This window comes from Kribbella kalugense (assembly GCF_004365875.1).
Classification (GTDB): Bacteria; Actinomycetota; Actinomycetes; order Propionibacteriales; family Kribbellaceae; genus Kribbella; species Kribbella kalugense.
The window spans coordinates 53,411-78,299 of record NZ_SODF01000002.1 but is presented as its reverse complement, the minus strand read 5'-3'; the positions used below and the strand labels follow the sequence as shown (position 1 = coordinate 78,299).

Here is a 24,889-nt window from a genome sequence, read left to right as displayed (position 1 = left end):
CCTCAGGGACGGAACGAGAGGTCGGCGATCATCGGGCGGTGGTCGCTGGCGGCCTGCTCCACCGGGACTTCGGCGGGCACTTCGGCACGGAGCACATTCAGGTTAGTACCGACGGTGACGAAGTCGATCCGCTTATTGGCGGCGACCGCCGGGTAGGCGTACGGCCCACCGGTCGTCGAACCGGCCGCGGTCCACGAGTCGGTCAGGCGCGTCCACAACCCGGCCAGCTCAGGCGCGTCGGCCTCTGCGTTGAAGTCACCGACGAGGATCTGCAGGTCCTTCTTCCGGTCCTGGGCCAGGATCTTGACCGTGTCAGCCACTTGCAGCGTCCGCACCGTCGGATCGCCGCGGTAGTCCAGATGCGTGCAGTAGACATGCAGCCGTCGGCCGCGGACGTCGAGCTCGGCCTCGAGGAAGCCGGGCGCGGGTGCGGGCACCGGGTTCGGGTCCTGGGTGGAGAGCCGGGTGATCGAGTGGTTCTCGGTCCGGACCAGCGGGAAGCGGGAGAGCAGTCCCACGCCGTACTGGCGTCTTGGCTGACCGGCCGCGGGCGGGTCGAGGTCGTAGATCGGCGCGAATGCCGAGTGCATCCCTAGCTTGGTCGCCAGCTCGGCGATGGTGTCCAGCCATTGGCTGCGCACGTCCCAGTGGACGTCGACCTCCTGCAGACCGATGACGTCCGCGTCGAGGGCCTTCAGAGCCTGGGCAGTGCGCTCCAGGTCGAACACGTTGTCCTCGCCGGCGCCGGCATGAATGTTGTACGACGCAACGGTCAGCCGGGTCTGCTTCGGGTCGAAGGTGAGTCCATGGCCGAACGGGTGCAGGTCCGGAATCTCCACCGGGAGCTTGCCGGTCGGCGCGATCTCGCCGTACAGGACCTTGGCGAGCGCCTCCATCGACGGTGCGGTGCTGCCGTAGGTGACCAGGGTCGTCGGCGCCGGGTCGAAGTACGCGACGTCGTACGGGTCGCGGACCGGCACCACGATCACCGGCCGGCCCGTCGCCAGCAGGGCGTTGACGAGCTTCTGCTGCTTGGCCTGTTTGTCGGTGACCTCGGTATCCCAGGCCTTGTTGGTCAGCACCACCGTGAGATCCGCGACCGTGGCCACCGCATCCGCGATCTTGGCGTCGGTCGGCGTGGTGCCGGTGTCCTTAACGATCGTGGTCGCGCTGCGGGCTTGAAGAGCAGTCGCCAAGGCGGCGGGGCTGTACCCGGTCACCAGGATCGTCCGTGGTGCGGGGGAGAGCGGCAGTAGGTCGGCGTCGTTGCGGAGCAGCGTCGTACTGCGGTCGGCGATCCGCTGGGCCTCGGCGTAGTTGGCCCGCGTACCGACGAGCTTCGCGATGCGGCCCGGGTCGACGTACGGGTCGTCGACGAGGCCGGTCGATCGCTTGAGGGTGAGGATGCGCTTGACGCTCTCGTCGATCCGGGCCTCGCTGATCCGGCCGGCACGGACGGCGTCGAGGACCGAGTTGTACGCCAGACCGGGATCGACCGGCATCAGCAGCTGATCGACGCCGGCCTCGATCGCCCGGAGCGGGATCTCGGCGTCGCCGTACTTGTCCCGGACACCCTGCATCCCGAGCGAGTCGGTGATCACGACCCCGTCGAACCCGAGCTGCCCGCGCAGGATCCCGGACAGGATCGGCCGGCTCAACGTCGCCGGATCACCGGACGGGTCCAGCGCCGGTACGACGATGTGCGCGGTCATGATCGACTGGATGCCGGCCCGGATCACGGCCTGGAACGGCGGCAGGTCGATCCGGGTCCACTCCTCGAGGGTGTGGTCGATCACCGGGATGCCGGTGTGGCTGTCGGTGGCGGTGTCGCCGTGGCCCGGGAAGTGCTTGGCGGTCGAGACGATCCGCCCGTCGCGCTGGTAGCCCTTGACCTGTTCGGCGACCAGTTGGGCGACCAGAGCTGGATCGGAGGAGATCGAGCGGACGCCGATCACCGGGTTCAGCGGGTTCACGTTGACGTCGGCGTCCGGGGCGAAGTCGGTGGTGATCCCGAGGGCCCTCAGCTCGCGGCCGGCGATCGCGCCGGCCGAGCGTGCGTACGTCGCGGAGCGGGTCGCGCCGAGCGCCATACCGCCGGGGAACTGGGTCGCGGGCGGTCCGACCCGCACCACCGAGCCGTACTCCTGGTCGGTGCCGATCTGCAGCGGGACGCCGGTGTTGGCGATCGACGCGGCCTGCAGGCCGTTCGACAGGCCGGCGATCTGCTGCGGGTCTTTCGTCGAGTCGGTCCAGGTGAAGTAGATGACGCCGCCGAGGTTGAACTTGCCGACCACCTCGGCCGGCGTGGCAACGCCGTACAGGCTGGTGTTGCGGGCGTCGGCGGTGGCGGCCGTCGGACCGTAGGCGTAGCAGACGAAGAGCTGGCCGACCTTCTGCTCGAGCGTCATCCGGCTCAGGGTGTCGCGGACCCAACGGTCCGGGTGGGCATCGGCGCTCGTGGTCGCGGCAACCGTCGTCCCGGCGACGGTTGCCGCCGCGAGTCCGAGGGTCTGGCGGCGGGTCAGTTCCATGGGTGTCACCAACTCAGTCCGGGCGGGCAGGGGCGAACGCCAAGGTAATTCAATTACAGATACTCCCCCGCGACGCGAAAGTTACCCACGCGCGCACGGTGGGTCAAGAGTCGGTGACGTGCGGCAGCACACCCGATGCGGTTCGGGCGGGCCGCCGGGTGGTGGATCGATCGACCCGGGGGAACCCGTTGCGGATTGCTGCGACTAGGCCAAATTCTAACCGGCCGAGTCATTTCAGAAGGTTTCTCAATTGTTCAAATGAAAGGCACAATCGAGGGGTTGCCAGTGGTAATGGACCCATTACTTCTGGTTCATGGCGCAGTCGCGTGATCGTGTCGTATCGTCGCGTCATCACCAGGCCTTGGTGGGGGCACTGGTCTTCGAATCCCTTGTGTATAACGAACTCTGGAGCTCGGATGACCATGGACGGTGCTGTCGTGGTGCCCGGAACCACGCAAGGGGCAGAGTGGGTCGACGAGGTCGTCCTGGCCGGCCCGGACGACAATATCTGCTTTCGGGTCCCCGATCCGGTTGATCTCGGGAAATTGCGGCAGCTGGTCCGGGATCGGCAAAAAGAATTGGCCCAGTCCGGTTTCCGTCCGGGTGGTGCGGTGGCGTTGCGGTTGCCGCCGTCGATGGCGTTCGTGACGCATCTGCTGGCGATCTGGCGCGGCGGCGGGCAGGCGATCCTGCTCGACCACCGGCTGACCGACTACGAGGTCCGGCGGGCGATCGAGCGGCTGGTGCCGCAGGTCGTGGTGTCGCCGGCGCAACCGGTGCCGGCCGGGCTACGGACGTTCGTCGAGGTGGACACGGACCTGGCGAGCTACTCGGGCCATCCGGCCGGTACGTCGCATGCCGTCGTACAACTGAGTTCTGGCTCGACCGGCCCGTCGAAAGTGATCGGCCGGACCGCGGACGACCTGGTCGCGGAGGTACTGCGGTACACACAGATCGACGGTGTCCCGCAGCGTGGTGAGCGGCTGATCCTGCTGCCGTCGATGGTGCATGTGCTCGGTCTGGTCGGCGGTCTGCTGTACGGATTGCACGCCGGGGTCGAGCTCGTTCCGCCGGCGCGGTTGACCGGGGACGCGATTCTGCAGGCGATCGGGTCCGCGACGACGCCGGCGACCGTGCTCGGGGTGCCGTTCCACATCGGGCTGCTCGCCTCGGTGCAGGATCCGCCGTGGTTGCCGCAGTTCAAGCGGATGACGACCGGCGGCGAGCTGGTGCCGGCGGCGGTCTGGCGGGCGTTCGAGGAGAAGTACGGCGTACCGCTCGGGAACATGTACGGGATGACCGAGGTCGGGGTGATCGGCACCGACCTGTACGGCGAGCATCGTCCGGCGATCCGGCCCGCGCCCGGGATCGAGGTCCGCGCGGTCGACGGCGAACTCCAGATCCGCCGCCCGGAGTCGCCGTACCTAGGCCTGTCCGACCCGACCCGATGGGCCGACGGCTGGCTGCACACTCGCGACGCCGGCGTGGTCGATCCCGGGACCGGACTGGTCAGCATCAAGGGCCGGCTGGATTCGCAGGTCTCGGTCGGCGGGCTGAAGGTCGACCTGACAGAGGTCGAGGCCACACTCGCGTCGTTGCGTGGTGTCGAGGCGGCGGTGGTTGCCTTCGACGGCGCGATCACTGCGTACGTCCAGCTGAACGAGCCGCGTCCGGTAGCCGACCTCGAAGCCGAGCTCGCCCAGCAGTTGGCGTCGTACAAACGGCCCCGGACCCTGCATCTGCTCAATCAGTTGCCTCGGACAACAACCGGCAAACTCGTCCGCGATCTCTCCACGCTCCGCAAGGCCGTCTCGTGACGTACGACGATCTCGGTGAGCCCGATCGGCGCCGCGACGGCGAGTACGGCGTACTTCCACGGCACGTAGGTCACCAGGAGCGAGGGTTCGGACTCGACCGCGCCGCCGCCGAGCGGCATCGGGCGACGCAGCCCCGACTGCCGGAGACCGCGACCGAGTGCCTTGCCGACCGCTTCCTTGGCCGTCCACAACAGCAGGAATGCCTTGAGCTGACTCGATTGAGTGGACATCCAGTCGAGTTCCTCCGGCGCGAACCAGCGGTTGGCCAGCTCGCGCACCTCACGCGGGTGCAGCTCCTCGACGTCCACGCCGATAGGACCGTCCGCCGCGGCTGCGACCACCACGAGGTCGTGAGTGTGGCTGAGGCTCACAGCGAGCCCGGGGACGTGCGGACGGCCGTCGGAGTCGTGGTGCAGCGAAGGACTGCTGATGAGCGTGCTCGCCAGGTCGAGCAACAGGTTGTGGGCCGCGGCCCGCGGCTCGGCGCCGGCCGGCGCCACCCAGACATGAACCGGATCTCCCACCACCACCGAAAGAAGGTAACTCATTGACATCCTCCCGCTCGTGAAGAGCCCGGGATTCCAACTTCTACGCGGAGGTAGCGTGTTGAGGTTCACGTTTCGGCGAGACCCATGCGGGCGTCTCTCGGCGTGCGCTGACGGCCCGTCCGGCCGCGATGTTGACTGCTGCGTTCACGTCCGCGTGCGCCCGATGTCCGCAGGCAACGCACCAGAAGACCGCTTGACTCTCGCGGTTTCCCGGTGCGCAATGCCCACAGACGCTGCACGTCTGCGACGTGTACGCAGGGTTCACCTTCTCGACTCTACCCCGGGCCTTTTGCTCGAGTCGGTGTACAAGATCGCCCCAGCCGTTGGTCAGGATGCCCCGGTTCAGACCGGACTTGGCGCCGCGCCGGTTCGGAAGGTAGGCACCTGGTCGTGTCGGGTCGGGTTTGGCCTTGGGGCGCGAGGTCATCGAGACGATGTCGAGGTCTTCGACGCGGATGGCGTCAAACCGTCGCGCGAGGTCAGTGCTGGTCTTCTCGACCCAGTCCTTGCGGCGGTTGGCGGCGCGGGCATGCAGTTTGGCCATCGCGGCCTTCACCCGCTGGCGTCGATTCGAGCCGCGACGGCACCGGGCGAGGCGACGTTGCAGCTGCTTGAGCCGTTGCCGTTCGCGTTCGGAGAGTTTGGGACAGGTCAGGAGTTCGCCGGTGGACAGGGCGGCCGAGACGGTGACACCGCGGTCTATGCCGACGATCTCACCCGTACCAGGTGCGGGGATCGGCTCCGGGATGGCGGCGAATGCGATGTGCCAGCGACCCTGCCGGTCGCGGGTCATGCGGTAGGACTTCGCGTCAGGTACGGCGCGAGAGAGGCGGAATCGAACCCAGCCGACTTTGGGTACCAGAGCGGCGGCCCACTTCCGGCTGAGCTTTCGTATGCGGGACGCTTGGGAGCCGGCAATGCGGAAGCCCTCATGCACCCCGGCTTTACGCCAGGTCGGTCGCCGGTGGGATCCCGCGTAGAAATTCTTGACCGCTTGCTCGAAGTCTCGCAGCGCTTGTTGCTGCACCATCTGCGAGCCCGCTCGCAACCATCCGAACACCGCTCGCGCTTCGGTCAGTTGACGTGCCTGCTCGACGTACCCGGGCGTCGGTCCTTGGTCGCGAGTCCACATCGACCACTGCTCAAGCGCCAGATTCCATATGTGCCGAGCGTGTCTGCACTGCTCCAGCAACGCAGCTTCCTGCGCGGGACTCGGGTAGATCCGGAACCGGCACATGCCACACATCCAACCAGTCGGGACCGACAGTCCCTGATCACCGAAGGGAGGGAGTCGCGGGTGCTCTCCGCTCCAACGGCGGGGATGCCCCGCGGCCAAGTCAATGAAGGAAGAGGTACGCGAGTTCGTCATCGCGCAGCTGCAGGACATGAACTACGACACCGAAGGGATCGACGACGACACCACGCTCGGCCCGGCCGGGGTCGATCTGGAATCGCTGGCGCTGGCAGACCTGTCGGTCCGGGTCGAGGACCGGTTCGGGGTCAGGTTCTCCGACGACGAGTCCGAGCAGTTGGCGTTGATGACGGTCGGCGAGTTCACCGCCGAGGTGGCCGGCCGGGTCGCCCAGCAGGTGTGATGATCTCGCGGGACGAGATCGTCGGTTGGCTGGCCGGTCTCGGCGAACGGCCGGCCGGCGCCGAGCGGCTCGACTCGATGGAGCTGGCCTGGCTGGTCCATCAGGTCGAGCAGCGGTACGGCGTCGAGCTCGACGACGACCAGCTCGCGCGGATGACCACGATCGACGACGCGGCCGCGGTACTCAGCGAGGTGCTGACCAGCCATGTCTGACGCTCGCCCGGTCGCGGTCACCGGCATGTCGATCATGACCGCTCTCGGTCGTGGTCCGTCGGCGCAGTTGTCCGGTACGCCGGCCTTCGCCGAGGTCACCCGCTTCGACACCGGCAACCGCCGTACCCACCATGCCGCGACCGCTGCCGATGCCGGCACGCTGGAGGAGGAGCTGGACCACGCGATCGCTTCGGCGTGCGCCCAGGCCGGCGTCGACCGTGGTGCCACACCGCTCCTGCTTGCCCTGCACACGCGGCCGGAGCAGGACTTCGGCCAACTCCGGACCTACACGTCCGCCTGCGTCTCCGCGAGTACGGCGCTGGCGGACGCCGCGACTCTCATCCGGCTCGGTCGCCTCGACCGGGTCGTCGTAGCCGCCGCGTATTTGGTCGAGCCCTACCAGTACGCCCTCTTCGACGCCGGCCGAGCGCTGTCGACGGACGGCGCCGTACGCCCGTTCTCTTTGCATCGAACCGGCACCCTGCTAGGCGACGGGGTAGCTGCGGTCGTCCTGCAACCCGGCGAAGGGTTGGCCGAGTTGGTCGCTTGGTCCCGCTCCGGCGACGGCTACCACCCCGTCCAACCCGCTCCCGACGGCCGAGGCCTGGCCGAAGCGATCCAGTCGGCGCTCCGGAAAGCGGCTCTCCCACCCGACGCCATCGCCTACGTCAACGCGAACGCCACCGGCACCACGTTCGCCGACGCCGCCGAGTCCGCCGCCCTGACGACCGCATTTCCCTGGCAGACCCACCGATTTGCCTGGCCCACCCAGCAAACGGGGGGTTCCACACCCGGGTTGCGGGTCACAAACCCCCAACTTGGTGGGTCTGCCAGGCAAATGGGGAGTGGGCCGGGGGTGTCTTCGACGAAGGGGGTGCATGGGCATGCGTTGGAGGCTTCCGGATTGGTGGAGTTTGTCGTGCTGGTGCAGGCGTTGCGGGAGGGGAAGTTGCCGGTGAACGCCGGTTATCTCGGGGCGGATCCGGCGTGTTCGGTGGATGTGATCGTGGATGCGCCGCGGCCCGCGACGTCGCCGTACGGGATGTCGTTGAACTCGGCGTTCGGGGGAGCGAATACGGCTTTGGTGGTGCGGGTCGGATGAGGGTTCTGGCTGAGGCGCGGTGGGATGCGGGGGAGCCGCCGGGGGTGGCTGGGTTTGTGTTGTCGCGGTTCAACCCGCTCGTGGTGGCGACGGCCGAGCGGTGCTTGAGCCAGCTCGCCGACTCGAGTCCGCGGACAGGGATCGTGCTTGTGACTGACGGGGACAGGGTCAGTGCGGACCACGTTCACGAGGCAGTTGCCGACGGCAAGCGCATCGGTCCGTTGTTCTTCTTCCAGTCGGTGCCGAACAGCGTCGCCGGATGGCTCGCGGCCAAGTGGGATCTGCGCGGCCCGGTGGTGTGTGTGACGGACGGCGGACGGGACGAGGCCGAGTTGCTGATCGACGACGGCGATGCCGAGCAGGTGCTGATCGTGCAGGTGATCGCGGACCAGGCGTTCGCGGAGATCGTTAGTGGGGGAGACCCGGTATGAGGAGCTTCAGAGCACAACTGGCCGCGGACCCGGCGATCGGCACGGGGAACGTGCTGGCAACAGTCATCAAGTACGGCGCCGATCCGAACGGCCCCGGCTTGACCTTCGACACCCCGGTCGACCACTTCCCGGCCGAGCATCCGCTCACCCTCGGCCAACTCGACGAACGCGTCCAGGCCCGTACGGCGTGGTTGCACGAGCACGGCATCGGCCGCCGGGACGTGGTCGCGATCTGGGCCACCGAGGCGCAGGACATCGTGCTCAGCTTCCTCGCGCTGACTCGGATCGGAGCGATCCCGGCACTCCTCAACGGCAAGATGGCGCCCGCGATCGCCGACGAGTACATCCGCCGGCTGCGGGTCACCGCCGTACTCGCCGACGCCGCTCACAAACCGCTCCTGCAAACAGAGATCCTCGCCGAGCCTCGAGAGCTGGGCGAAGGTGATCCAGCGAAGGCGCCGGAGCACTACCAGCACCACGCCGACGACCCCGTTGTGATCACGCACACCAGCGGCACCACCGGCGTACCCAAGGCGGTGCTGCACACCCACACCACCTTGTACGCCGCCCTGAAACACCTGCTCACCATGCCGCAGGCGCAAGGCACCGACAGGATCCTCAACGCGCTCCCGATCCCGCACACCGCGACGATCCTGATGGTCAACCAGGTCCTGGGCAACCGTGCTGAGATGCTGCTGCTCTCCAGCCAGGACGCGCCGTATGTCCTCGAGAACATCGAGCGCTGGAAACCCCACGCTGTCTACGGATTCGCGGTCACCTGGGCCGGACTCGCCCGTGAAGATCTGAGCAAGCGCGACCTCGATTCGGTCCGGATGTGGTTCAACACCGGCGATTGCGCCCATGAACCGCACATCCGCAAACTCGTTGCTGTCGGCACCCGTGAGACCGTCACCCGCGAGGGCCGTCGGACCGTCCGCGGCAGTCACTTCATCGACGGCCTCGGCTCCAGCGAGATGGGCCACAACGGGTTCCACATCACGCACACGATCGACAGCGATCACTACGGCCGCTGCATTGGTAAGCCCTACGAGTTCGCCCAGGCGACCGTTCTGAGTTCGTCCGGCGAGGAACTGCCGCCGGGCAAGGTCGGCCTGCTCGGGTTCCGCTCGCCGACGGTGTCGCCGGGGTACTGGAACGACTCGGTCACGACGTACCGCTTCCGGCTGAACGGCTGGTTCCTCACCGGCGACCTGGTGTACCGCGACGAGACGGGTCACTACTTCCATCTCGACCGGGTGCCGGACGCGGTCGCGGGGTTCGAAGGCCCGCAACTCTTCACGTCGATGTCCGAGGAACGCATACTCGCCGCGCTCCCGGAGGTCGACGACTGCACGGTGATCATCGCCTCGGACAACGGCAGGTACGTCGCCGACGTACTCCTCGAGTTGTCCCACGATGCGCCCCACCTCGACCGCACCGCCGCGATCAAGGCGGCCGTCGGCGAGGAGGTCGCCACCATCATCCGCAACGTCACCGTCGTCGGCACAGACGAGATCCCGGTCACGGTCACCGGCAAGGTCCGCAAGGTCGCCCTCCGGGAGGCGAGGGCATGACCGTCACGATCACCGGGATGGGCCTGCTGACTCCCGTCGGCCGTGGACCCCGTGAGGTGTACGACGCCTTGCTGCATGGGCGATCCGGCATTGTCAAGCCGCCCGCCGACCACCCGATCGCCAACTCGATCGAGCTGGCCGGCATCCTCCCGCCGATCGACGCCGGCACCATCGCCAAAGGCCCGGACGGCAAGGTGATGGACAGGACCGTCATCCTTGCCCAACTCGTCGCCGAAGACGCACTCGCCGATGCTGGTCTGATCGTCGGCGAGAACGTCGACCCCGACCGGGTCGGCGTGATCGTGGGCGGTGTCGGCGGAATGGCGATGCTCGAGCAACAGGTCCTCGCTCGCGCCGAACGAGGTCGCGCCGCGGTCAGTCCGTACCTGCTCACCGGCATCCTCCCGAACATGCCGGCCGCCCGGATCGCGATCCGCTTCGGCCTCCGCGGGTACACCTCGGCGGTCGGTACGGCGTGTGCGTCCGGAGCGCAGGCGATCGCGGACGGAGTCAGGCTGATCCGGTCCGGCGAGGTCGACGTGGTGTTGTGCGGGGCGAGCGAGGCGCCGCTGTTCCCGACGTTCGCCGAGACGTTCGCGAACGCACGAGCGCTGGCCCGCGGCTGGGACGATCCGGCCGAGGCGAGTAGGCCGTTTGACCTGCGCCGCAACGGTTTCGTGCTCTCAGAAGGTGCCGCACTGCTCGTCCTGGAGAGCGCCGCGCACGCTGCCGCTCGAGGAGCCGGCGGTTATGCGGACGTCGTCGGGTACGGCGTGAACTCGGATGCTCATCACCCGACGGCGCCGAGGCCCGATGGGGTCGGCGCGGCGAAGTGCATGCAGTTGGCCATGCGGGCGATCGACCCCAGCCAGGTCGGTTACGTCAACGCCCACGGCACCAGCACGAAGCTCGGGGATGTCGCCGAGTCCGTCGCGATCGGGCGGGCGTTCGGTGATCACCGGCCGGCGGTCAGCTCGACGAAGGCGTTGACCGGTCACATGCTCGGCACCTCCGGGGTCGTCGAGGCGGTGGCGGCGGTCGGCGCGATCACGTCCGGCCTGGTGCCCCCGACGTACCACTTGGACGATCCGGATCCGGCCTGCCCGCTGGATCACGTCCGCAAGGAACCCCGCGAGGTCCGGCTCGAGTACGCGTTGTCGAACTCGTTCGGCTTCGGCGGTCAGAACGTCAGCCTGCTCCTCGGCGCCGCCAGTACGCCGACCGGGCGCGACATCAACAGTGAGGAGAGGGCGTAAATGGAGATCTACGGGATCGACCACGTCGAGTTGTACGTGGGCGACGCTCGGCAGGCGGCGTTCTACCTCGGGCACGCGTTCGGCCTGCAGATACACGGCCAGGGCGGACCCGAGACCGGACTGCCCGGGCAACGATCGCTGTTGCTGCGCGAGGACGCCGTACAGATTGTGCTGACGTCCGGTCTGGCTGCCGAGCATCCGGCGGCTGCCTACGTCCAGCGGCACGGTGACGGTGTCGCCGTGGTCGGTTTGGAGGTGGACAACGCCGCAGGCGCCTATACCGAACTGCTTGCCCGAGGCGCCGAATCGGTCGCCGCGCCGGTGATCTACACGGACCAGGAGACCACCGTCGTCATCGCCGAGGTCGGTGGGTTCGGCGATGTGATCCATCGGCTGGTGGAGCGGCGCGGGCCGCGGTACGAGTTCTTGCCGGGCGCGATCCAGATCACCGCGCCGGCGAGCGGGCCGGACGAGAAGTTGTTCAGCGAGATCGACCACCTGGCGATCTGTGTGCCGTCCGGCCAACTGAAGCCGACTGTGGAGTTCTATGAACGCGTCTTCGGATTCCTGCCGATCTTCGACGAGTACATCGAGGTCGCGGGGCAGGGCATGGAGTCGACCGTCGTCCAGAGCCCGTCGAAACACGTCACATTCACCCTGATCGAACCGGATCCGAATCGCCGCCCGGGACAGATCAACGAATTCCTCAGCTGGCATGCGGGCGCCGGCGTACAGCACATCGCCTTGCGGACCAGCGACATCGTCGAGGCGGTCAGCACGTTGGCTGCCCGCGGTGTGAACTTCCTTGCCTCGCCGTCGGCGTACTACAAGGCGTTGCCGGAGCGGGTCGGCGAGCTCGAGACGCCGATCGAGGACCTGGAGAAGCTCGGCATCCTGGTCGACCGGGACCACTGGGGCCAGCTGCTGCAGATCTTCACCGAGTCGATGCATGTACGACGGACGCTGTTCCTCGAGATCATCGAGCGGCGTGGCGCGATGACGTTCGGCAGCGGGAACATCAAGGCGCTCTACGAGGCCAAGGAACGCGAGCTGGCCTCATGACGCTGGAGTTCAAGCTGTCCGACGAAGAGGTCGAGCTGCTGCCGACCGACGAGGATGTTGCCTTCTACAACGAGCACGGCTGGTACCTGTCCAAGAAGCTGCTCACCGACGACGAGACCGACGAACTGGTCAACGCCAGCGAGCGGTACTACGCCGGCGAGCGGGACCGATCGTTGCCGGAGGCACCACCCAGGCTGGCCTACTGGGATCCGTCGAAGGGCGACGTCCAGCGGCACAACGACTACGTGCACTACGAACACGACGGTCTCGCCAAGATCCTCCGCAAGCCGTTGATCGGTGCGGTCGCGGCCCGGCTCGCGCAGACCGACGAGATCCGCATCTTCCAGTCCACGCTGATCTACAAGCCGCCGATCTCCGGCGAGCCGTCCAACCTGGTGCCCTGGCATTTCGACAAGCACTACTGGTCGTCCTCGTCGTCTGACCGGATGCTGACCGCGTTCATCCCGTTCCACGACTGCCCGCCGGAGATGGGCACGATCACGATGGTGGACGGCAGCCATCGGTGGGCGGAGATCGGTTCCGACGACACCGTCGTACGCCATTTCGCCGAGCGGGACCGGTCTCAGCTGGACCAGATGCTGGCCGAGAACGCGGCGTACAACAACGTCGAGGTGACCAGGCTGCCGATCACGATCCCGCGCGGTCACGTGAACTTCCACCACTGCCGCACGTACCACGGCAGCGGCGCCAACGTCACCGACCGCCCGCGCCGCGCGATCTCCCTGCACCTGCAGGACGGCGCGAACCGCTACCGCGAGTACCCGCTCACCGACGGAACCCTTGCCGCCTACAACCACGACGTCCTGGTACGCCGTACTTCCGCCGGCCACCCCGATTACGCCGACCCCGACTACTGCCCGACCCTCTGGGCCGACCGCTAGGAGAACCGCAATGTCCCGTTACGACTGGGGTCAGACCCACCCCGGCATCGAGCAGCTGGAGAAGGCCGTCACCCCGGCCCGCGACAAGGTCGTCCAGCACCCGCTCTACGCCAACCTCGACACCCACGAGGCGCTGGTCACCTTCATGGAGCACCACGTCTTCGCGGTCTGGGACTTCATGTCGCTGCTGAAGTCACTGCAACGCGAGCTGACCTGCGTAACCGTGCCGTGGATCCCGACCGCGCACACCAGCAGTCGCCGGCTGATCAACGACATCGTGATGGTCGAGGAGAGCGACGAACTCGGCGACGGTTTCATCAGCCACTTCGAGCTGTACGTGAACGGGATGACGGAGGCCGGCGCGGATACGAGTGCCATCTCGCACCTCATCGAGTTGCTTCGCGGTGGAGCGCCGGTGGTCGAGTCGCTTCGGGAGGCCGGCGTACCGCAGCCGTCGATCGACTTCGCCGGGACCACGTGGGACATCATCGAGAACGCTCCGATCCACTGCCAGGCGGCGGCGTTCGCTTTCGGGCGGGAGGACCTGATCCCGGACATGTTCACCCAGGTGGTCGCGGTGAACGAGCGGTCGAACCGGCTCAACACCTTCGTCGACTACCTCGAGCGGCACATCGAGGTGGACGGCGAGCAGCACACGCCGATGGCGATGCAGATGGTCAGCGACCTCTGCGGCGACGACCAGGGCAAGTGGGACGCCTGCGCGGACACCATCAACAGCGCGCTCGCCGCCCGCGCCCGCCTGTGGGACGCGATCCTGGCCGCGGTGAAGGGCTGAAGCGATGACCGCCGACGATCTCGGCCGGACGGCGCCCCATGCCGTGACCGTCGACCTCTACCGGGCCGTGCGGTTGATCCGCAGGTTCGAGGAGCGGGCGATCGAGTTCGTGCGGTCCGGGGAGATCGTCGGCGGGATTCATCCGTACCTCGGCCAGGAGGCGATCGCCGCTGCCGTATGTGCAGCGTTGACCTCAGCCGACGTGATCACCAGTACGCATCGAGGGCATGGGCATGTGCTCGCTCGGGGTGCTGACCCGGGCCGGATGCTCGCCGAGCTGATGGGACGGGAGACCGGGCTGAACAAGGGACGCGGCGGCTCGATGCACGCGGCCGATTTCAGCCTCGGGATTCTCGGGGCGAACGCGATCGTCGGCGCGGCCGCGTCGATCGCGACCGGTGCCGCCTGGGCGTACCGGCAGCAAGGGCGCGACACGGTCGCCGTCACGTTCTTCGGGGACGGTGCGATGAACGAAGGGATGTTGCTGGAGGCCCTGAACTTGGCCGCGCTCTGGCAGGTGCCGGTGCTCTTCGTCTGCGAGAACAACGGGTACGCGACCACGATGCCGGTCGGGTCGGCGGTGGCCGGCAGCATCACCGCGAGGGCGCGGGCGTTCGGCATGCCGGCGTTCACCATCGACGGGCAGGATCCGGAGACGGTGCTCAAGGCAAGCACAGCTGCGGTTGCGCGGGCTCGCTCCGGGAAGGGCCCGATGTTTCTGGAGTGCCTGACCTATCGTTTCGACGCGCATCACACCTTCGAGCACCGCGCCCGGCTCGATTACCGCTCGCCCGGCGAGGTCGCTGCCGGCCGGGCGCGTGATCCGGTCGCGATCCAGGGCGCACGGCTGCCGGAGCGCGAGCGCGCGGCAGTCGACTCCGAGGTCGAGGCGGCCCTCGATGCGGCGGCCGAGTTCGCGCTGGGAAGCGCACACCCGGACCCTGCTGATCCTCTTAAGTACTTGTACGCGGTGATGCCCTGATGCCGAAACTGTCGTACTTGAAGGCGCTGAATCGCGCTTTGGGTGATGCGATGGAGCTGGATCCGTCTGTCTTCCTGCTCGGTGAAGACATCCGGGTCGCGGCGTCCAACCTGACCGCCGGGTTGTCGTCGCGGTTCGGTCCGGAGCGGGTGATCGACACGCCGCTGTCGGAGCAGGCGTTCACGAACTTCGCGACCGGGGCCGCACTCGCCGGGATGCGGCCGGTGATCGAGTTCCAGATCCCGTCGTTGCTGTTCTTGGTCTTCGAGCAGATCGCGAACCAGGCCCACAAGTTCTCGTTGATGACCGGAGGGCAATGCAAGGTCCCGGTGACGTACGTCGTACCTGGATCGGGCTCGCGTACCGGGTGGGCCGGCCAGCACTCGGATCATCCCTACACGTTGTTTGCTCACGTCGGAGTGAAGACGGTCGTGCCGGCGACGCCGTCGGATGCCTACGGTCTGCTCGTCTCGGCGATCCGCGACGATGATCCGGTCGTGGTGTTCGCGCCGTCCGCCGCGCTCGGTGTCCGCGACGATGTCGACTTTTCGACACTGGCGCCGGTGCCGCTGGGGGTCGGACGGGTGGCGCGGTCCGGTCGGGATGTGACGGTCGTTGCTCTCGGCCACCTACTGCAGGATGCGCTGGTCGTCGCTGATGAGTTGGCCGGTGTCGGGATCTCGGTCGAGGTCTTCGATCCGCGGACCGTTTATCCGTTCGACGTTGACGGGCTGGCCGCGTCGGTGGCGAAGACCCGCCGGCTGGTGGTGATCGACGATTCGAATCGCACCAGCGGTTTCGCTGCCGAAGTACTCGCGCTCGCCGCCGAACGCTTCACCCTGGACGCCCCGCCGCGCCGCGTGACCCGACCCGATGGCGCCGTACTCCCGTTCGCCCTTGCGCTCGACCGTGCCGTCCAACCCGGCCGGGATCAACTCGTTGCCGCGATCAACGCCGTACTGGAGGATCAATGACCGACCTGTGGCACCAGTTGCCCGAGGCAACGCGTACGGCGCTCATCGCGCGCGGGACCGCGTCATGGCGAGAGGTGTACGACGGCGTGGCGACTCATAACAAGGAGTGGCGACCGCTGCGACCGCCGATCATGTCGGTCGGTATGTATGAGTCGTTGACGGACATCTCGGCGACTGTTGCCCGGCTGATCCTTGAGGCTTGTTTGCGGCGGGCAACGACCGCGGGGGAGCTGCGACGGGCGCTCGGGATGCCGGTCGGGTACATCGATCTGCTCGACGAGGAGCTGCCGTTGACCGAGGAACTGCTCGGCGGTGTCCGGGCGGACATCCTGCTCAGCGGCGGGACGCCGTACGTCGTGGAGGCGAATATCGACAGCGCGCTCGGTGGGGCGCATGACTCCGATGGGGTTGCTCGACGGTTCCTCGATGCTTATGCGGGCGATCCGGAGGTGTCCGCGCTCGGGTTGAAGGCACCGGCGTCGGCGGTGGACGCGCGGTACGAGGCGGTGCGGTCGGCGTTGGGGGTGACCGGGGACGATCGGTTGGCGATGGTGTTCACCACCGGTGGGACGTACCCGGGGTCGCAGGACGGGTTGGCGATGATCAAGCTGCTCGAACCGTTCAGCGAACGCGGTCGCGAGCTGGGTTTCGACATGCGCGTGTTCCCACTTGAATGGCTGACGCTGGACGACGCCGGCCGACTCTGCGTCGACGACGGCCCGATCGACGCCGTACTGCGAATGTTCGTTCCACAAGGGATGAAGCCGAGCGCTGGTCTGGATGCGTTGGGGATCGCGGTGCAAACGCGATCGGTCCGGATGTTCACCGCCACCGCGAGCTGGTTGCTTGCCAGCAAGGCGATCCTCGCCTGGCTGTGGGAAGACCTCTCGTTGCTGGCGCCGACGGATGCCTCGGTTGTGGTTGGCCATGTACCCCACACCGAGATCCTGGCCGGCGGGCTCCGCGATCAGGTGCTCGCCGGCCGGAACTCGCTGGTGCTCAAGCCGTACGGATCCTACGGCGGCGTCGGAGTAGTCGTCGGCCCAGAGGTCTCCGATCAGACTTGGGCAACTGCCGTCGACACGGCCCTGAGCGAAGGCGGCTACATCGTCCAGGCCCACGTCGAGGTCGATCGCCTAACCATGCAATTCATAAACCTCGAAACCAACGAACCCCACGAGGCCGACGTCCCCTTCTGCGTAGCCCCGTACCTCTTCGCCGGCACCCCCGCCGGCGCCTACCTCCGCTTCACCGTCCCCAACGCCGGCCCCGTAGTAAACGTAGGCCAAGGCGCTTTAACAAGCGGCCTACTACTGCTGCCGTAGCGCATGATTGGGTTCCATGAGCAGCTCCGGTTGGTACGCAGTGCGGTGCATCTTCCGTAGCGGGTGGCCGCCCGAGGCCGCAGGCAAGACGTACGAGGAGCGGATCACGTTGTGGCGGGCCGATTCCTTCGATCACGCCATCGAGCGTGCGGAGGACGAGGCCCGCGAGTACTCGGCGACCCTCACCGACTCGCCGGACACCTACTTGGGTCTGGCCCAGGCATACCGCCTCGAGGACCCGCCCGGCGACGGCGCTGAGATCTTCTCCCTCCTACGAGACAGCAACCGCAAACCCAAGTCCTACCTCAACCACTTCTTCGACACCGGCAAGGAACACCAGCAGCGTTCGTAAAGATCACCACAGCGCACCACCGCACGACCGCACCACCACACGACCGGACCGCACGACCACGGCCCGCCGCATCGGACTGCACGGCAGTGCCGCACCGCTTGCCGCGCACCGCATCGCCGTCGCGAGGCATCGCCCCACACCAACGCCACACTGGACTGTCGTCACTGCCGGACTGCACCGCCCTCCGCGCGCCACTGCCCCACCGCATCGCTGCGGACCACTGCCCCACCGCATTGCCGCGGACCAACTGCCGGACCGCGCCGACGTGCCTGCTCGTGCAAGGTCGGGCGGATGCCCGCTGAGGCATACCCGTTTCGCGATTCCGATGTGATGTGAGGTTTCCCCTTGTGGATAAGGGGTTTCCGGCTCTATTCGATTTGCCTGCGGCGCGGTCGCGGAGTAATCTCGAACACATGTTCGAGGATGATTTGGATGCGTTGCCGACGGCCGACCTGCTGGAGTCGGCCGCCGAACTCCGCGCCCTGTCCCACCGCGCCGAGGCCCGGCTCCTCCAACACGCCCTGTCCTACGCCGACCGCTACCACCCCTCCGCCTACCCCGACCGGGCCGGCCGCCGCCCCGGCCGCCGTACCTGCGACGGCCGCGAGCGCACGGTCGTACTCGGCGGCGACGGCTGCCCAGAGATCCTCGAGTTCGCCATCGCCGAATTCGGCGTCATGCTAGGCATCTCACCCCGGGTCGCAGCCGACTACCTCGGCCAGGCCCTGGCGCTACGGCACCGATTCCCCTTCCTGTGGGCCCGGGTCCTGTCCGGCGAAGCCACCCCCTGGAAGGCCTGCCGGATCGTCGCCGACTGCAAGAAACTCTCCGCGGAGGCAGCCGCCCGCGTCGACAAGCGAGTGGCGGGGTTGGTGGACTCGATCACGCCGGCCCGGTTGGAGAAGATCATCAAGGCCGCGAGGATGCACGTCGACACCGACCAGGCCCGCGCCGAGGCCGCCGAGAAGGCGCGCGAGCGGGGTGTTTTTGTCGGCCAGTCGAACGAGCATGGCACCAAGACGATGTTCATCAAGGCCGCGGCGGGTGCGGTGGCCCGCAACGAGGCGACGCTGGCCGCGATCGCGGAGGCGTTGAAGATCTTCGGTGACACCCGCAGCGTCCAGACCCGCCGCGCGGAGGCGGTCGGCATCATCGCCGATGCCCGTTTCACCGAAGAACTTCTCACCCAGGCCCGCGCCCACCGCCTCATCAACCCACAGCCAGACGCCGCCGACACCCCGGACGACGCGACTAGGCCCGACCCGACCACGCCGGACCCGACCGCGCCGGACAGTCCCGGCACCCCGGACCCGAGGAGGCCGGACCCGGCTACACCGGACGGTCCCGGTATGCCGGACCCGACTGAAGCTCGTACCGGCGTCGGCGAACCAACTGCAGCCGCGGCAGGAGCTCGCGCGCGGTGGAGGGATGAGGATGAGGACCTGCTGGACGATTGGCCGGCTAACGGGGATGAGCTAGGCCCGGACGGCGAGCTCGACCGCGACCCACACGACCCCAGCAGTGCCGAACCTCCCGACGTACCTGACGCCCCGGGCATGGAGCCGGAGCAGGGGTCCTCGGAGCCGGAGTCGGAGTCGGAGTCGGCTGGACCGTCCGGTCCCTTCCTACACATCGAACCCGACGACGGCCAGCCCATGGACCCCGCCGCCGAGCGAGCCCTGCGCGCCCGCCTGGCCCGGATCAAACACGACGCCTACGCCAACCAACCCCACCCCCACAGCGCCGCCGGTAGCGGCGGCCGCACCAACGGCGCCGGCAACGGCACGGGCAGCAGCGGCTGTGGCGCCAACGGTGGAGGTAGTGGTAGTGGTGGTGTGCGGGTGCGGCCGGGGCAGACCGAGATCTATGTGCACCTCACCGATCTCACCCTCGCGACCGGGAGCGGTGTCCTGCGGGTCGAGGGGCTGGGTCCGATGCTTGCCGAGCAGCTCGCCGAGTTGGTCGGGTACGGCCCGTACACCGTGAAACCAGTTATTGATCTGAACGATGCGGTGAGTGTGGACGCCTACGAGATCCCCGACCGGATCCGCGAACGCGTCAAGCTCACCCACCCCGTCGAAGTCTTCCCGTTCGGCACCCAAGAGACCCGCCGCTCCATGGACCTGGACCACCTGCGCCCGTACGACCCTCTCGGTCCACCGGGTCAGACCTCGACCAGCAATCTCGCGCCGTTGGGACGTTACCCCCACCGGGTGAAGACCCACGCCCACGGCTGGAACGTGCACCGCGTCGACGACAAGACCCTCGAATGGAGTACACCCCACGGGTTCCGGTTCCACGTCGACCCCACCGGCACCCACCGAGTGCGGACCTCCGGAGAGCCCGACTAACCGATGCCAGCAGCAACAGTCTCCGAGCGACCGGACGCGAGGCACGAGGACGACGGCCGTGCTACGCCGTGCGAGGTGCGGGGTCGGGATGAGTTGGTCGGGCCTCGAGTTGCCGCACGGTCGGTGGCTTGAGGTGCTGCGTCGGACCCACCAGGGTGGCCGATGCTTAGGTCGGCGGTGCTTGGTGGTGGGTGGTAGTTAGGTGGTCGGCTAAGGCTCGGAGGGTTTCGGCGGTTGCTACTGCGTCGCTGCGGGCGGTGCCGTGGCGGCCGTCGGGGCTGTAGAGGGTTGGGTCGGTGGAGAGGGGGTGGTCGGTGAGGTGGATGTGGATGGTGCCGAACTCGGCGGCGAGGGCGGCGGTGTGGTTTGAGAGGGTTCGCATTCGTTGCCTGAGGCCCGGACGGAGCCAGTCGACGACCGCCGGGCTGTAGGAGATGTCGAACATTCCGAGTGTCATCACGTCGGCGCCCGCGCCCTGCAACGTGGTGATCATCAGCGCGAGTTCGCGATCGACGCGCTCGGCGTCGTACGTGGCCGGGAAGGCATCGTTGCCACCGCCAACGACCAGGGCGAGGTCAGGACCGAACAAGAGTGCCGGCTCGAGTTGCGTGGCCAGGATCTCGCGGGTGCGTAGTCCGCTGACGCCGAGGTTGAGGTAGGCGAGTTCAGGTTGTACGGCGCGGAGCTCGGAGGCGATCCGGTCCGCCCACTGGAGTTTGCTGTACCCGTCGACCGGCTCGCAGAGACCTTCCGCGACGCTGTCACCGAGGACGACGAACCGCCGCCACGGATGACCGGTGAGGAGCTTGGCGCTCTCGCCCGGCCGCAGGCAATAAGGATCGGTGGCCTCGTTCATGTGACCTCCGCGGTGGTCGGCGCATCCAGCACCTTGCCCGGCCCACGCCGGATCAGCGGGAACAGGCTGACCAGCAGACACGCGACGCCGGACCAGATCAACGCGGGGATCAGCCCAACCCAGCTCACTAACGCGCCGGCCAGCAACGCGCCCAACGGAAGACCGGCGAACGACGACGCCGCCACGAGCCCGATCACTCGCGCCTGCAGATGCTTCGGTACGTGCTCGTACAACGCGGCGCCGAAGACCGGGTTGATCGCCGCGATACCGATGCCGGACAAGAACGTCACCACGATGACTAAGCTCAAATGATCGCTCAGCCCGAGCACGAGCAGCCGAGGACTGCCGCCGACGAACGCTCCGACCGCGAAGGTCAGATAGCGCGGCACCTTGGTGGCGAGTACGGCGAACGTGATGCTGCCGAGTAGCGCACCGGCGGAGAACGCACCGAGGGTGAGACCGAGGCCGGCCGGTGTGCCGAGTTCGTCGCGGACCCAGACCGGGATGAAGACCGCCGTACTCGCGCTGGCGAAGATGTTGATCGTGAACGTGGTGATCAGCATCGTCGCGAGCAACTCATCCCGCCGTACGAACGAGAAGCCTTCAGCCAACGAGCGAAAGTACTTGTCCCGCCGTAAGTCCGAAACAACCGAAGGCGGGTGGACGAACGCCGCCACTAGGACAGCGCAGATCACGAAGGTTGCCGCGTCGATCCACAGCACGCGCGCGGCGTCGGTCCAGTAGATCAACAGGCCGCCGAGCGGTGCGCCGAGGAGGGTCGCGCCGCGGGCAAAGGCCTCGTGCAGGGACGTGATCCGAATCAGCTCGACTTTGGCTGCCTCGGCCATTGGACGTACCAACAAATCCTTCGCACGGTCCGCCGCACCGCGGAGCGCGCCCGCGACGGCGACGAGGACGAGGAGCGCGGCGAAACCGAGGCTCGTGGTGGCTGCGATCGCCGCCACCGCGACGGCGCTCGCGAGGTTCGCGATGATCGACGTACGGCGTGGGCCGAGGGTGTCGATGATCGGGCCGGCCATGATGCTCGCGATGATGTACGGCACCAGCTCGACCGCAGCCACTACGCCCATCCGCGCCGCGCTGCCCGTGGTCACCAGCACCAGCCATGGGATCGCGACCATGGTGATCCGGCTGCCGACGGCCGACAGGACGTCCGCTACGAACAGGATGACGAGTCCGCGCCTGGCCGTCATGGCTGGGGATGCAGTTCGGCGTAGAGCTTGCGCAGGGCTACCTTGTCCACCTTCGCAATCTGCGTGAGCGGCAGTTCGTCGACGAAGTCGATCGCGGCCGGCGTCCACATCTCGTTCAACGTCGCGGTCACGAGATCCTGAAGTTCGAGAGCAGTGACCGGCGATCGCGTGACGACGAAGGCGTGTACGGCCTCGCCGACAACCGGATCGGGTACGCCGATGACGGCGGCGGTGCGGACAGCAGGATGGCTGCCGAGCACGTCCTCGATCGGTCGGCAGAAGATCGCCCAGTTCCTGCGGGTGGTGACGATCATGTCGTGCACGCGATCGACCAGGAACAAGAAGCCGTCGTCATCCACGTAGCCGACATCGCGAGTACGGAGCCAGCCGTCGACCAAGGTCTCCGCAGTCAGCTCAGGCATGCCGACGTACTCGGCAAACACCAGTTTGCTCTGGACCCACACCTCGCCGGTGTCCCCGGCCGGCAGCACCTTCCCGTCGTCGTCCCGGATCTCTACAACGACATCGCCGTACGGCGTCCCGGCCGACGCCAGCCGTGCGTTCTTCGTCAACCCAGGCTGGGCTGTCACCACGACGCACTCGCTCAGCCCATAGACGATCCGCAGTACCGGACCGAACCGCTCGATCCCCTGTAGTAACCGCGTCGGCGTCGCCGGACCCGCGCCGACGTTCAGCATGAACAGGCTGCTGCAATCGACCCCCGCCCCACCGGGATGATCAAGCAATTCATAGAGCATCGGCGGCGTCACGTACGTCGACGTGATCCGCTCGGCCGGCACGATCCGGTAGAACTCGTCCGGCGACCACGTGTCGGTGAGGAACAGCACACCGCCGGTGAACAGGTTGAAGAACGTGGTGATCTGCCCACTCGCCAACCACAGCGGCGATCCCGAGTAGTGCCGCAGCAGTGGAAGATCCTGCGCGACGAAGACGGCGGCCAGGTCGAGGATCTGCTTGTAGAACGCCTGCGTGTGGTGGACGAGCTTCGGATCGCCCGTCGTACCGCTCGTCTGCAGCACCGAGTCCGGCGCCGGCGTCTCCAAGATCTGGTACGGCGTCTGTGCATCGAGATCCGCGATCCGGTAAGCGGGCATGGGCGCAAGCGACGCGGCCAGCTCCTCACCGAGCGCGCCGTCGTCGTACACGAAGGCATCCGCATCGGCCAGGGCCGCGAAGCGATCGATCTCGCGGCGGGACGTGATCGGCGCGCTCCACAGCACGCGACAACCGTGCAGATGCAGGGCGAGCTGGAGTGCGGGCGCGTCGAAGCAGTTCGCCGCCATCACCAGAACCTTGCCGCCCGGACGCACGCCGGCATCGCGGAAAGCAGCGGCGAAACGCAATACGTCGGCGATTAATTCACCGTACGTCGCGGACCGATTACCGCGGGCCAGCGCGGGGCGTCCGGAGTATTCCTGGAACCGCCTCAGGGCCTGAACCGCGTAATTGCTACTGTTCTCGGGCAGGGCAAATTCTGGCGGCATTTGGTCAGCGTCCCCTCGGCTCCCGGCCACCCCCAGCCGTCCCTTGTGACTCTACTCGATCGGCGCCGCGCGCGGTGTGAAGGAATACCCGTGCGATTCGGCCCCGGAACCACTCCGCTAACCGCTGGACGGGTATCTGCGGAAATGCTTTCTGATTCATTGACCGGATTCCTGGTTGCGTATTACGTTCCGTCCGCATCCATTCCGCCTGGAGGTCCGTCAATGTCCATTTCCAGCAGTTGGCGCGCGGTCGCGGTCACCGCGGCTCTCACCCTCGCCGGATCGAGCCTGGCCGGCTCGACCTACGGCGACCACAGCGACGCCCAATGGGTCGGCACCTGGGCGACCGCGGTCACCCACGGCGACGCGACCGGGTCGACGAATGCCGGCCTGACCGACCAGAGCGTCCGGCTGGTGGTTCGTCCGACTGTCGGCGGCAACAAGATCCGGATCCGGCTGTCGAACATCTACGGCGAGAAGACCGTCACGGTGGCCGCGGCAACTGTTGCCAAGCCCAACAAGTCGACGCCCGAGCTGTCCGACATCGACCCGGCAACCCTGCGCACGTTGACGTTCAACGGCTCCGGCAGCGCGCCGATGGTCAAGGGCAGCGAACTGCTGAGCGACCCGGTGAACCTCCGGCTCGGCACCCTCGATGACCTGGTCGTCAGCATCTACTTCCAGGACAACACCGGCCCGACGACGTTCCACGGCTCGTCGATCCAGGACAACTTCGTCGGTACGGGCAACCGGGTCAGCGACCCGACGGGCGTGAACTACCCGACGACCCGGCGGTGCTGCTGGTTCTTCCTGTCCGGTGTCGACGTACAGACCGACGACTCGGCCGGCTCGATCGTCGTCCTCGGCGACTCGATCAGCGACGGCACCAACAGCACACCGAACGCCAACAACCGCTGGCCCGATCAGCTCGCCGAGCGGCTGGCCGCATCGTCCGGTCACAAGGCGTTCCCGAGCGTGCTGAACGCCGGCCTGGCCGGCAGCCGGCTCAACCACGAGGGCACCGAGCCGTCCGACAACGGCGCGTTCCCCGGCTTCGGCGAGGTCGGCGTGAACTCGTTGGCCCGCTTGAACGAGGACGTGTTCGCGCAGACCGGTGTACGCACAGTCATCACCGAGCTCGGCATCAACGACATCTGGATGTCCGACGACTCCGCCGCCGAGATCATCGGTGCCCTGCGTCAGGTCAACGCGCAGGCCAAGGAACGCGGTATCCGCAGCCTGGTCACCACGATCACGCCATTCGAAGGGCTCTCGGGCACCGACAGCTGGACGCCGGCCAAGGAGGCAACGCGGCAGACGGTCAACAGCTACCTGCGGAGCAGCCACGAGTTCGACGGAGTCCTCGACTTCGACAAGGTACTGCGGGACCCGGCAGCGCCGTCGAAGCTCCGCGCGGACTGGGATTCCGGCGACCACATCCACCCGAACGACACCGGCTACCAGGCGATGGCCGCCTCGGTTCCGCTCAACCTGGTGCGCTGAC

At 67.4% G+C, this 24,889-nt stretch carries 22 protein-coding genes; 16 read left to right on the top strand and 6 right to left on the bottom strand.

The features are described 5' to 3' along the window. Positions 1-2: 2 nt before the first annotated feature. The gene (locus EV650_RS17860) at positions 3-2,531 is read right to left on the bottom strand and encodes a glycoside hydrolase family 3 N-terminal domain-containing protein (RefSeq protein ID WP_238174296.1); all 2,529 of its coding nucleotides are present in this window, start codon (positions 2,529-2,531) and stop codon (positions 3-5) included. A 416-nt stretch (positions 2,532-2,947) separates the two neighbouring features. On the opposite strand from EV650_RS17860, the gene EV650_RS17855 reads away from it, so the two are divergent. Further along, positions 2,948-4,348 (top strand): class I adenylate-forming enzyme family protein, encoded by a 1,401-nt coding sequence (locus EV650_RS17855; protein WP_134120197.1) that lies wholly within the window; start codon positions 2,948-2,950, stop codon positions 4,346-4,348. On the opposite strand, the gene EV650_RS17850 is transcribed toward EV650_RS17855, so the two are convergent. Both EV650_RS17850 and EV650_RS17845 read right to left on the bottom strand, forming a co-directional pair. Next, positions 4,279-4,896, bottom strand: a complete 618-nt coding sequence (locus EV650_RS17850) for a 4'-phosphopantetheinyl transferase family protein (RefSeq protein WP_166678210.1) — start codon at positions 4,894-4,896, stop codon at positions 4,279-4,281. The genes EV650_RS17855 and EV650_RS17850 overlap by 70 nt on opposite strands. A gap of 40 nt (positions 4,897-4,936) precedes the next feature. Continuing rightward, positions 4,937-6,133, bottom strand: a complete 1,197-nt coding sequence (locus EV650_RS17845; RefSeq protein ID WP_134120195.1) for an RNA-guided endonuclease InsQ/TnpB family protein — start codon at positions 6,131-6,133, stop codon at positions 4,937-4,939. 103 nt (positions 6,134-6,236) lie between these two features. Here EV650_RS17845 and EV650_RS17840 point away from each other — a divergent pair, with 103 nt between their 5' ends. From EV650_RS17840 to EV650_RS17775, 14 genes are all read left to right on the top strand, one after another. Further along, entirely contained in the window at positions 6,237-6,491 is a 255-nt protein-coding gene (locus EV650_RS17840; protein ID WP_134120194.1) for an acyl carrier protein, read from the top strand. After that, on the top strand, positions 6,491-6,703 hold the full coding sequence (locus tag EV650_RS17835) for an acyl carrier protein (RefSeq protein WP_134120193.1): 213 nt from the start codon (positions 6,491-6,493) through the stop codon (positions 6,701-6,703). The genes EV650_RS17840 and EV650_RS17835 overlap by 1 nt, the downstream gene beginning before the upstream one ends. After that, on the top strand, positions 6,696-7,805 hold the full coding sequence (locus EV650_RS17830) for a beta-ketoacyl synthase N-terminal-like domain-containing protein (protein WP_134120192.1): 1,110 nt from the start codon (positions 6,696-6,698) through the stop codon (positions 7,803-7,805). Before EV650_RS17835 ends, EV650_RS17830 begins: the two co-directional genes overlap by 8 nt. Continuing rightward, positions 7,802-8,236, top strand: a complete 435-nt coding sequence (locus tag EV650_RS17825; RefSeq protein WP_134120191.1) for a beta-ketoacyl-[acyl-carrier-protein] synthase family protein — start codon at positions 7,802-7,804, stop codon at positions 8,234-8,236. The genes EV650_RS17830 and EV650_RS17825 overlap by 4 nt, the downstream gene beginning before the upstream one ends. Continuing rightward, positions 8,233-9,810, top strand: coding sequence for a class I adenylate-forming enzyme family protein (locus tag EV650_RS17820; RefSeq protein WP_134120190.1), 1,578 nt, complete (start codon positions 8,233-8,235; stop codon positions 9,808-9,810). The genes EV650_RS17825 and EV650_RS17820 overlap by 4 nt, the downstream gene beginning before the upstream one ends. Next, positions 9,807-11,066, top strand: a complete 1,260-nt coding sequence (locus EV650_RS17815; protein WP_134120189.1) for a beta-ketoacyl-[acyl-carrier-protein] synthase family protein — start codon at positions 9,807-9,809, stop codon at positions 11,064-11,066. The genes EV650_RS17820 and EV650_RS17815 overlap by 4 nt, the downstream gene beginning before the upstream one ends. Further along, a complete protein-coding gene (hppD, locus tag EV650_RS17810) occupies positions 11,067-12,128 on the top strand; it encodes a 4-hydroxyphenylpyruvate dioxygenase (RefSeq protein WP_134120188.1) in 1,062 nt (353 codons plus the stop codon). Next, positions 12,125-13,030 carry a phytanoyl-CoA dioxygenase family protein gene (locus tag EV650_RS17805; protein ID WP_134120187.1) on the top strand — a complete coding sequence of 302 codons (906 nt, stop codon included), beginning with the start codon at positions 12,125-12,127 and terminating at the stop codon, positions 13,028-13,030. The genes hppD and EV650_RS17805 overlap by 4 nt, the downstream gene beginning before the upstream one ends. Before the next feature lie 10 nt (positions 13,031-13,040). Next, positions 13,041-13,826, top strand: a complete 786-nt coding sequence (locus tag EV650_RS17800; protein ID WP_134120186.1) for a DUF3050 domain-containing protein — start codon at positions 13,041-13,043, stop codon at positions 13,824-13,826. 4 nt (positions 13,827-13,830) lie between these two features. Continuing rightward, entirely contained in the window at positions 13,831-14,808 is a 978-nt protein-coding gene (locus EV650_RS17795; protein ID WP_134120185.1) for a thiamine pyrophosphate-dependent dehydrogenase E1 component subunit alpha, read from the top strand. Beyond that, the gene (locus EV650_RS17790; protein WP_134120184.1) at positions 14,808-15,782 is read left to right on the top strand and encodes an alpha-ketoacid dehydrogenase subunit beta; all 975 of its coding nucleotides are present in this window, start codon (positions 14,808-14,810) and stop codon (positions 15,780-15,782) included. Before EV650_RS17795 ends, EV650_RS17790 begins: the two co-directional genes overlap by 1 nt. Next, positions 15,779-17,107 carry a hypothetical protein gene (locus EV650_RS17785; RefSeq protein ID WP_134120183.1) on the top strand — a complete coding sequence of 443 codons (1,329 nt, stop codon included), beginning with the start codon at positions 15,779-15,781 and terminating at the stop codon, positions 17,105-17,107. The genes EV650_RS17790 and EV650_RS17785 overlap by 4 nt, the downstream gene beginning before the upstream one ends. A 16-nt stretch (positions 17,108-17,123) precedes the next feature. After that, complete coding sequence (locus tag EV650_RS17780) at positions 17,124-17,459, top strand: DUF4288 domain-containing protein (RefSeq protein WP_134120182.1); 336 nt, start codon at positions 17,124-17,126, stop codon at positions 17,457-17,459. A gap of 413 nt (positions 17,460-17,872) precedes the next feature. Then, positions 17,873-19,810 (top strand): hypothetical protein, encoded by a 1,938-nt coding sequence (locus EV650_RS17775; protein WP_134120181.1) that lies wholly within the window; start codon positions 17,873-17,875, stop codon positions 19,808-19,810. A 166-nt stretch (positions 19,811-19,976) separates the two neighbouring features. Here the strand turns inward: EV650_RS17775 and EV650_RS17770 are convergent, their stop codons facing one another. Genes EV650_RS17770 through EV650_RS17760 form a run of 3 tightly spaced genes read right to left on the bottom strand, consistent with a single transcriptional unit; the run spans position 19,977 to position 23,385 of the window. Continuing rightward, positions 19,977-20,666: an SGNH/GDSL hydrolase family protein gene (locus EV650_RS17770; protein ID WP_134120180.1), complete on the bottom strand. Its 690-nt coding sequence runs from the start codon at positions 20,664-20,666 to the stop codon at positions 19,977-19,979. Further along, positions 20,663-21,880, bottom strand: a complete 1,218-nt coding sequence (locus EV650_RS17765; RefSeq protein WP_134120179.1) for an MFS transporter — start codon at positions 21,878-21,880, stop codon at positions 20,663-20,665. Before EV650_RS17765 ends, EV650_RS17770 begins: the two co-directional genes overlap by 4 nt. Then, positions 21,877-23,385 carry a class I adenylate-forming enzyme family protein gene (locus EV650_RS17760; RefSeq protein ID WP_134120178.1) on the bottom strand — a complete coding sequence of 503 codons (1,509 nt, stop codon included), beginning with the start codon at positions 23,383-23,385 and terminating at the stop codon, positions 21,877-21,879. The genes EV650_RS17765 and EV650_RS17760 overlap by 4 nt, the downstream gene beginning before the upstream one ends. Before the next feature lie 222 nt (positions 23,386-23,607). Between EV650_RS17760 and EV650_RS17755 the strand changes: the two genes are divergently transcribed. Further along, complete coding sequence (locus tag EV650_RS17755; RefSeq protein WP_134120177.1) at positions 23,608-24,888, top strand: SGNH/GDSL hydrolase family protein; 1,281 nt, start codon at positions 23,608-23,610, stop codon at positions 24,886-24,888. The last annotated feature ends 1 nt before the right edge of the window (position 24,889 follow it).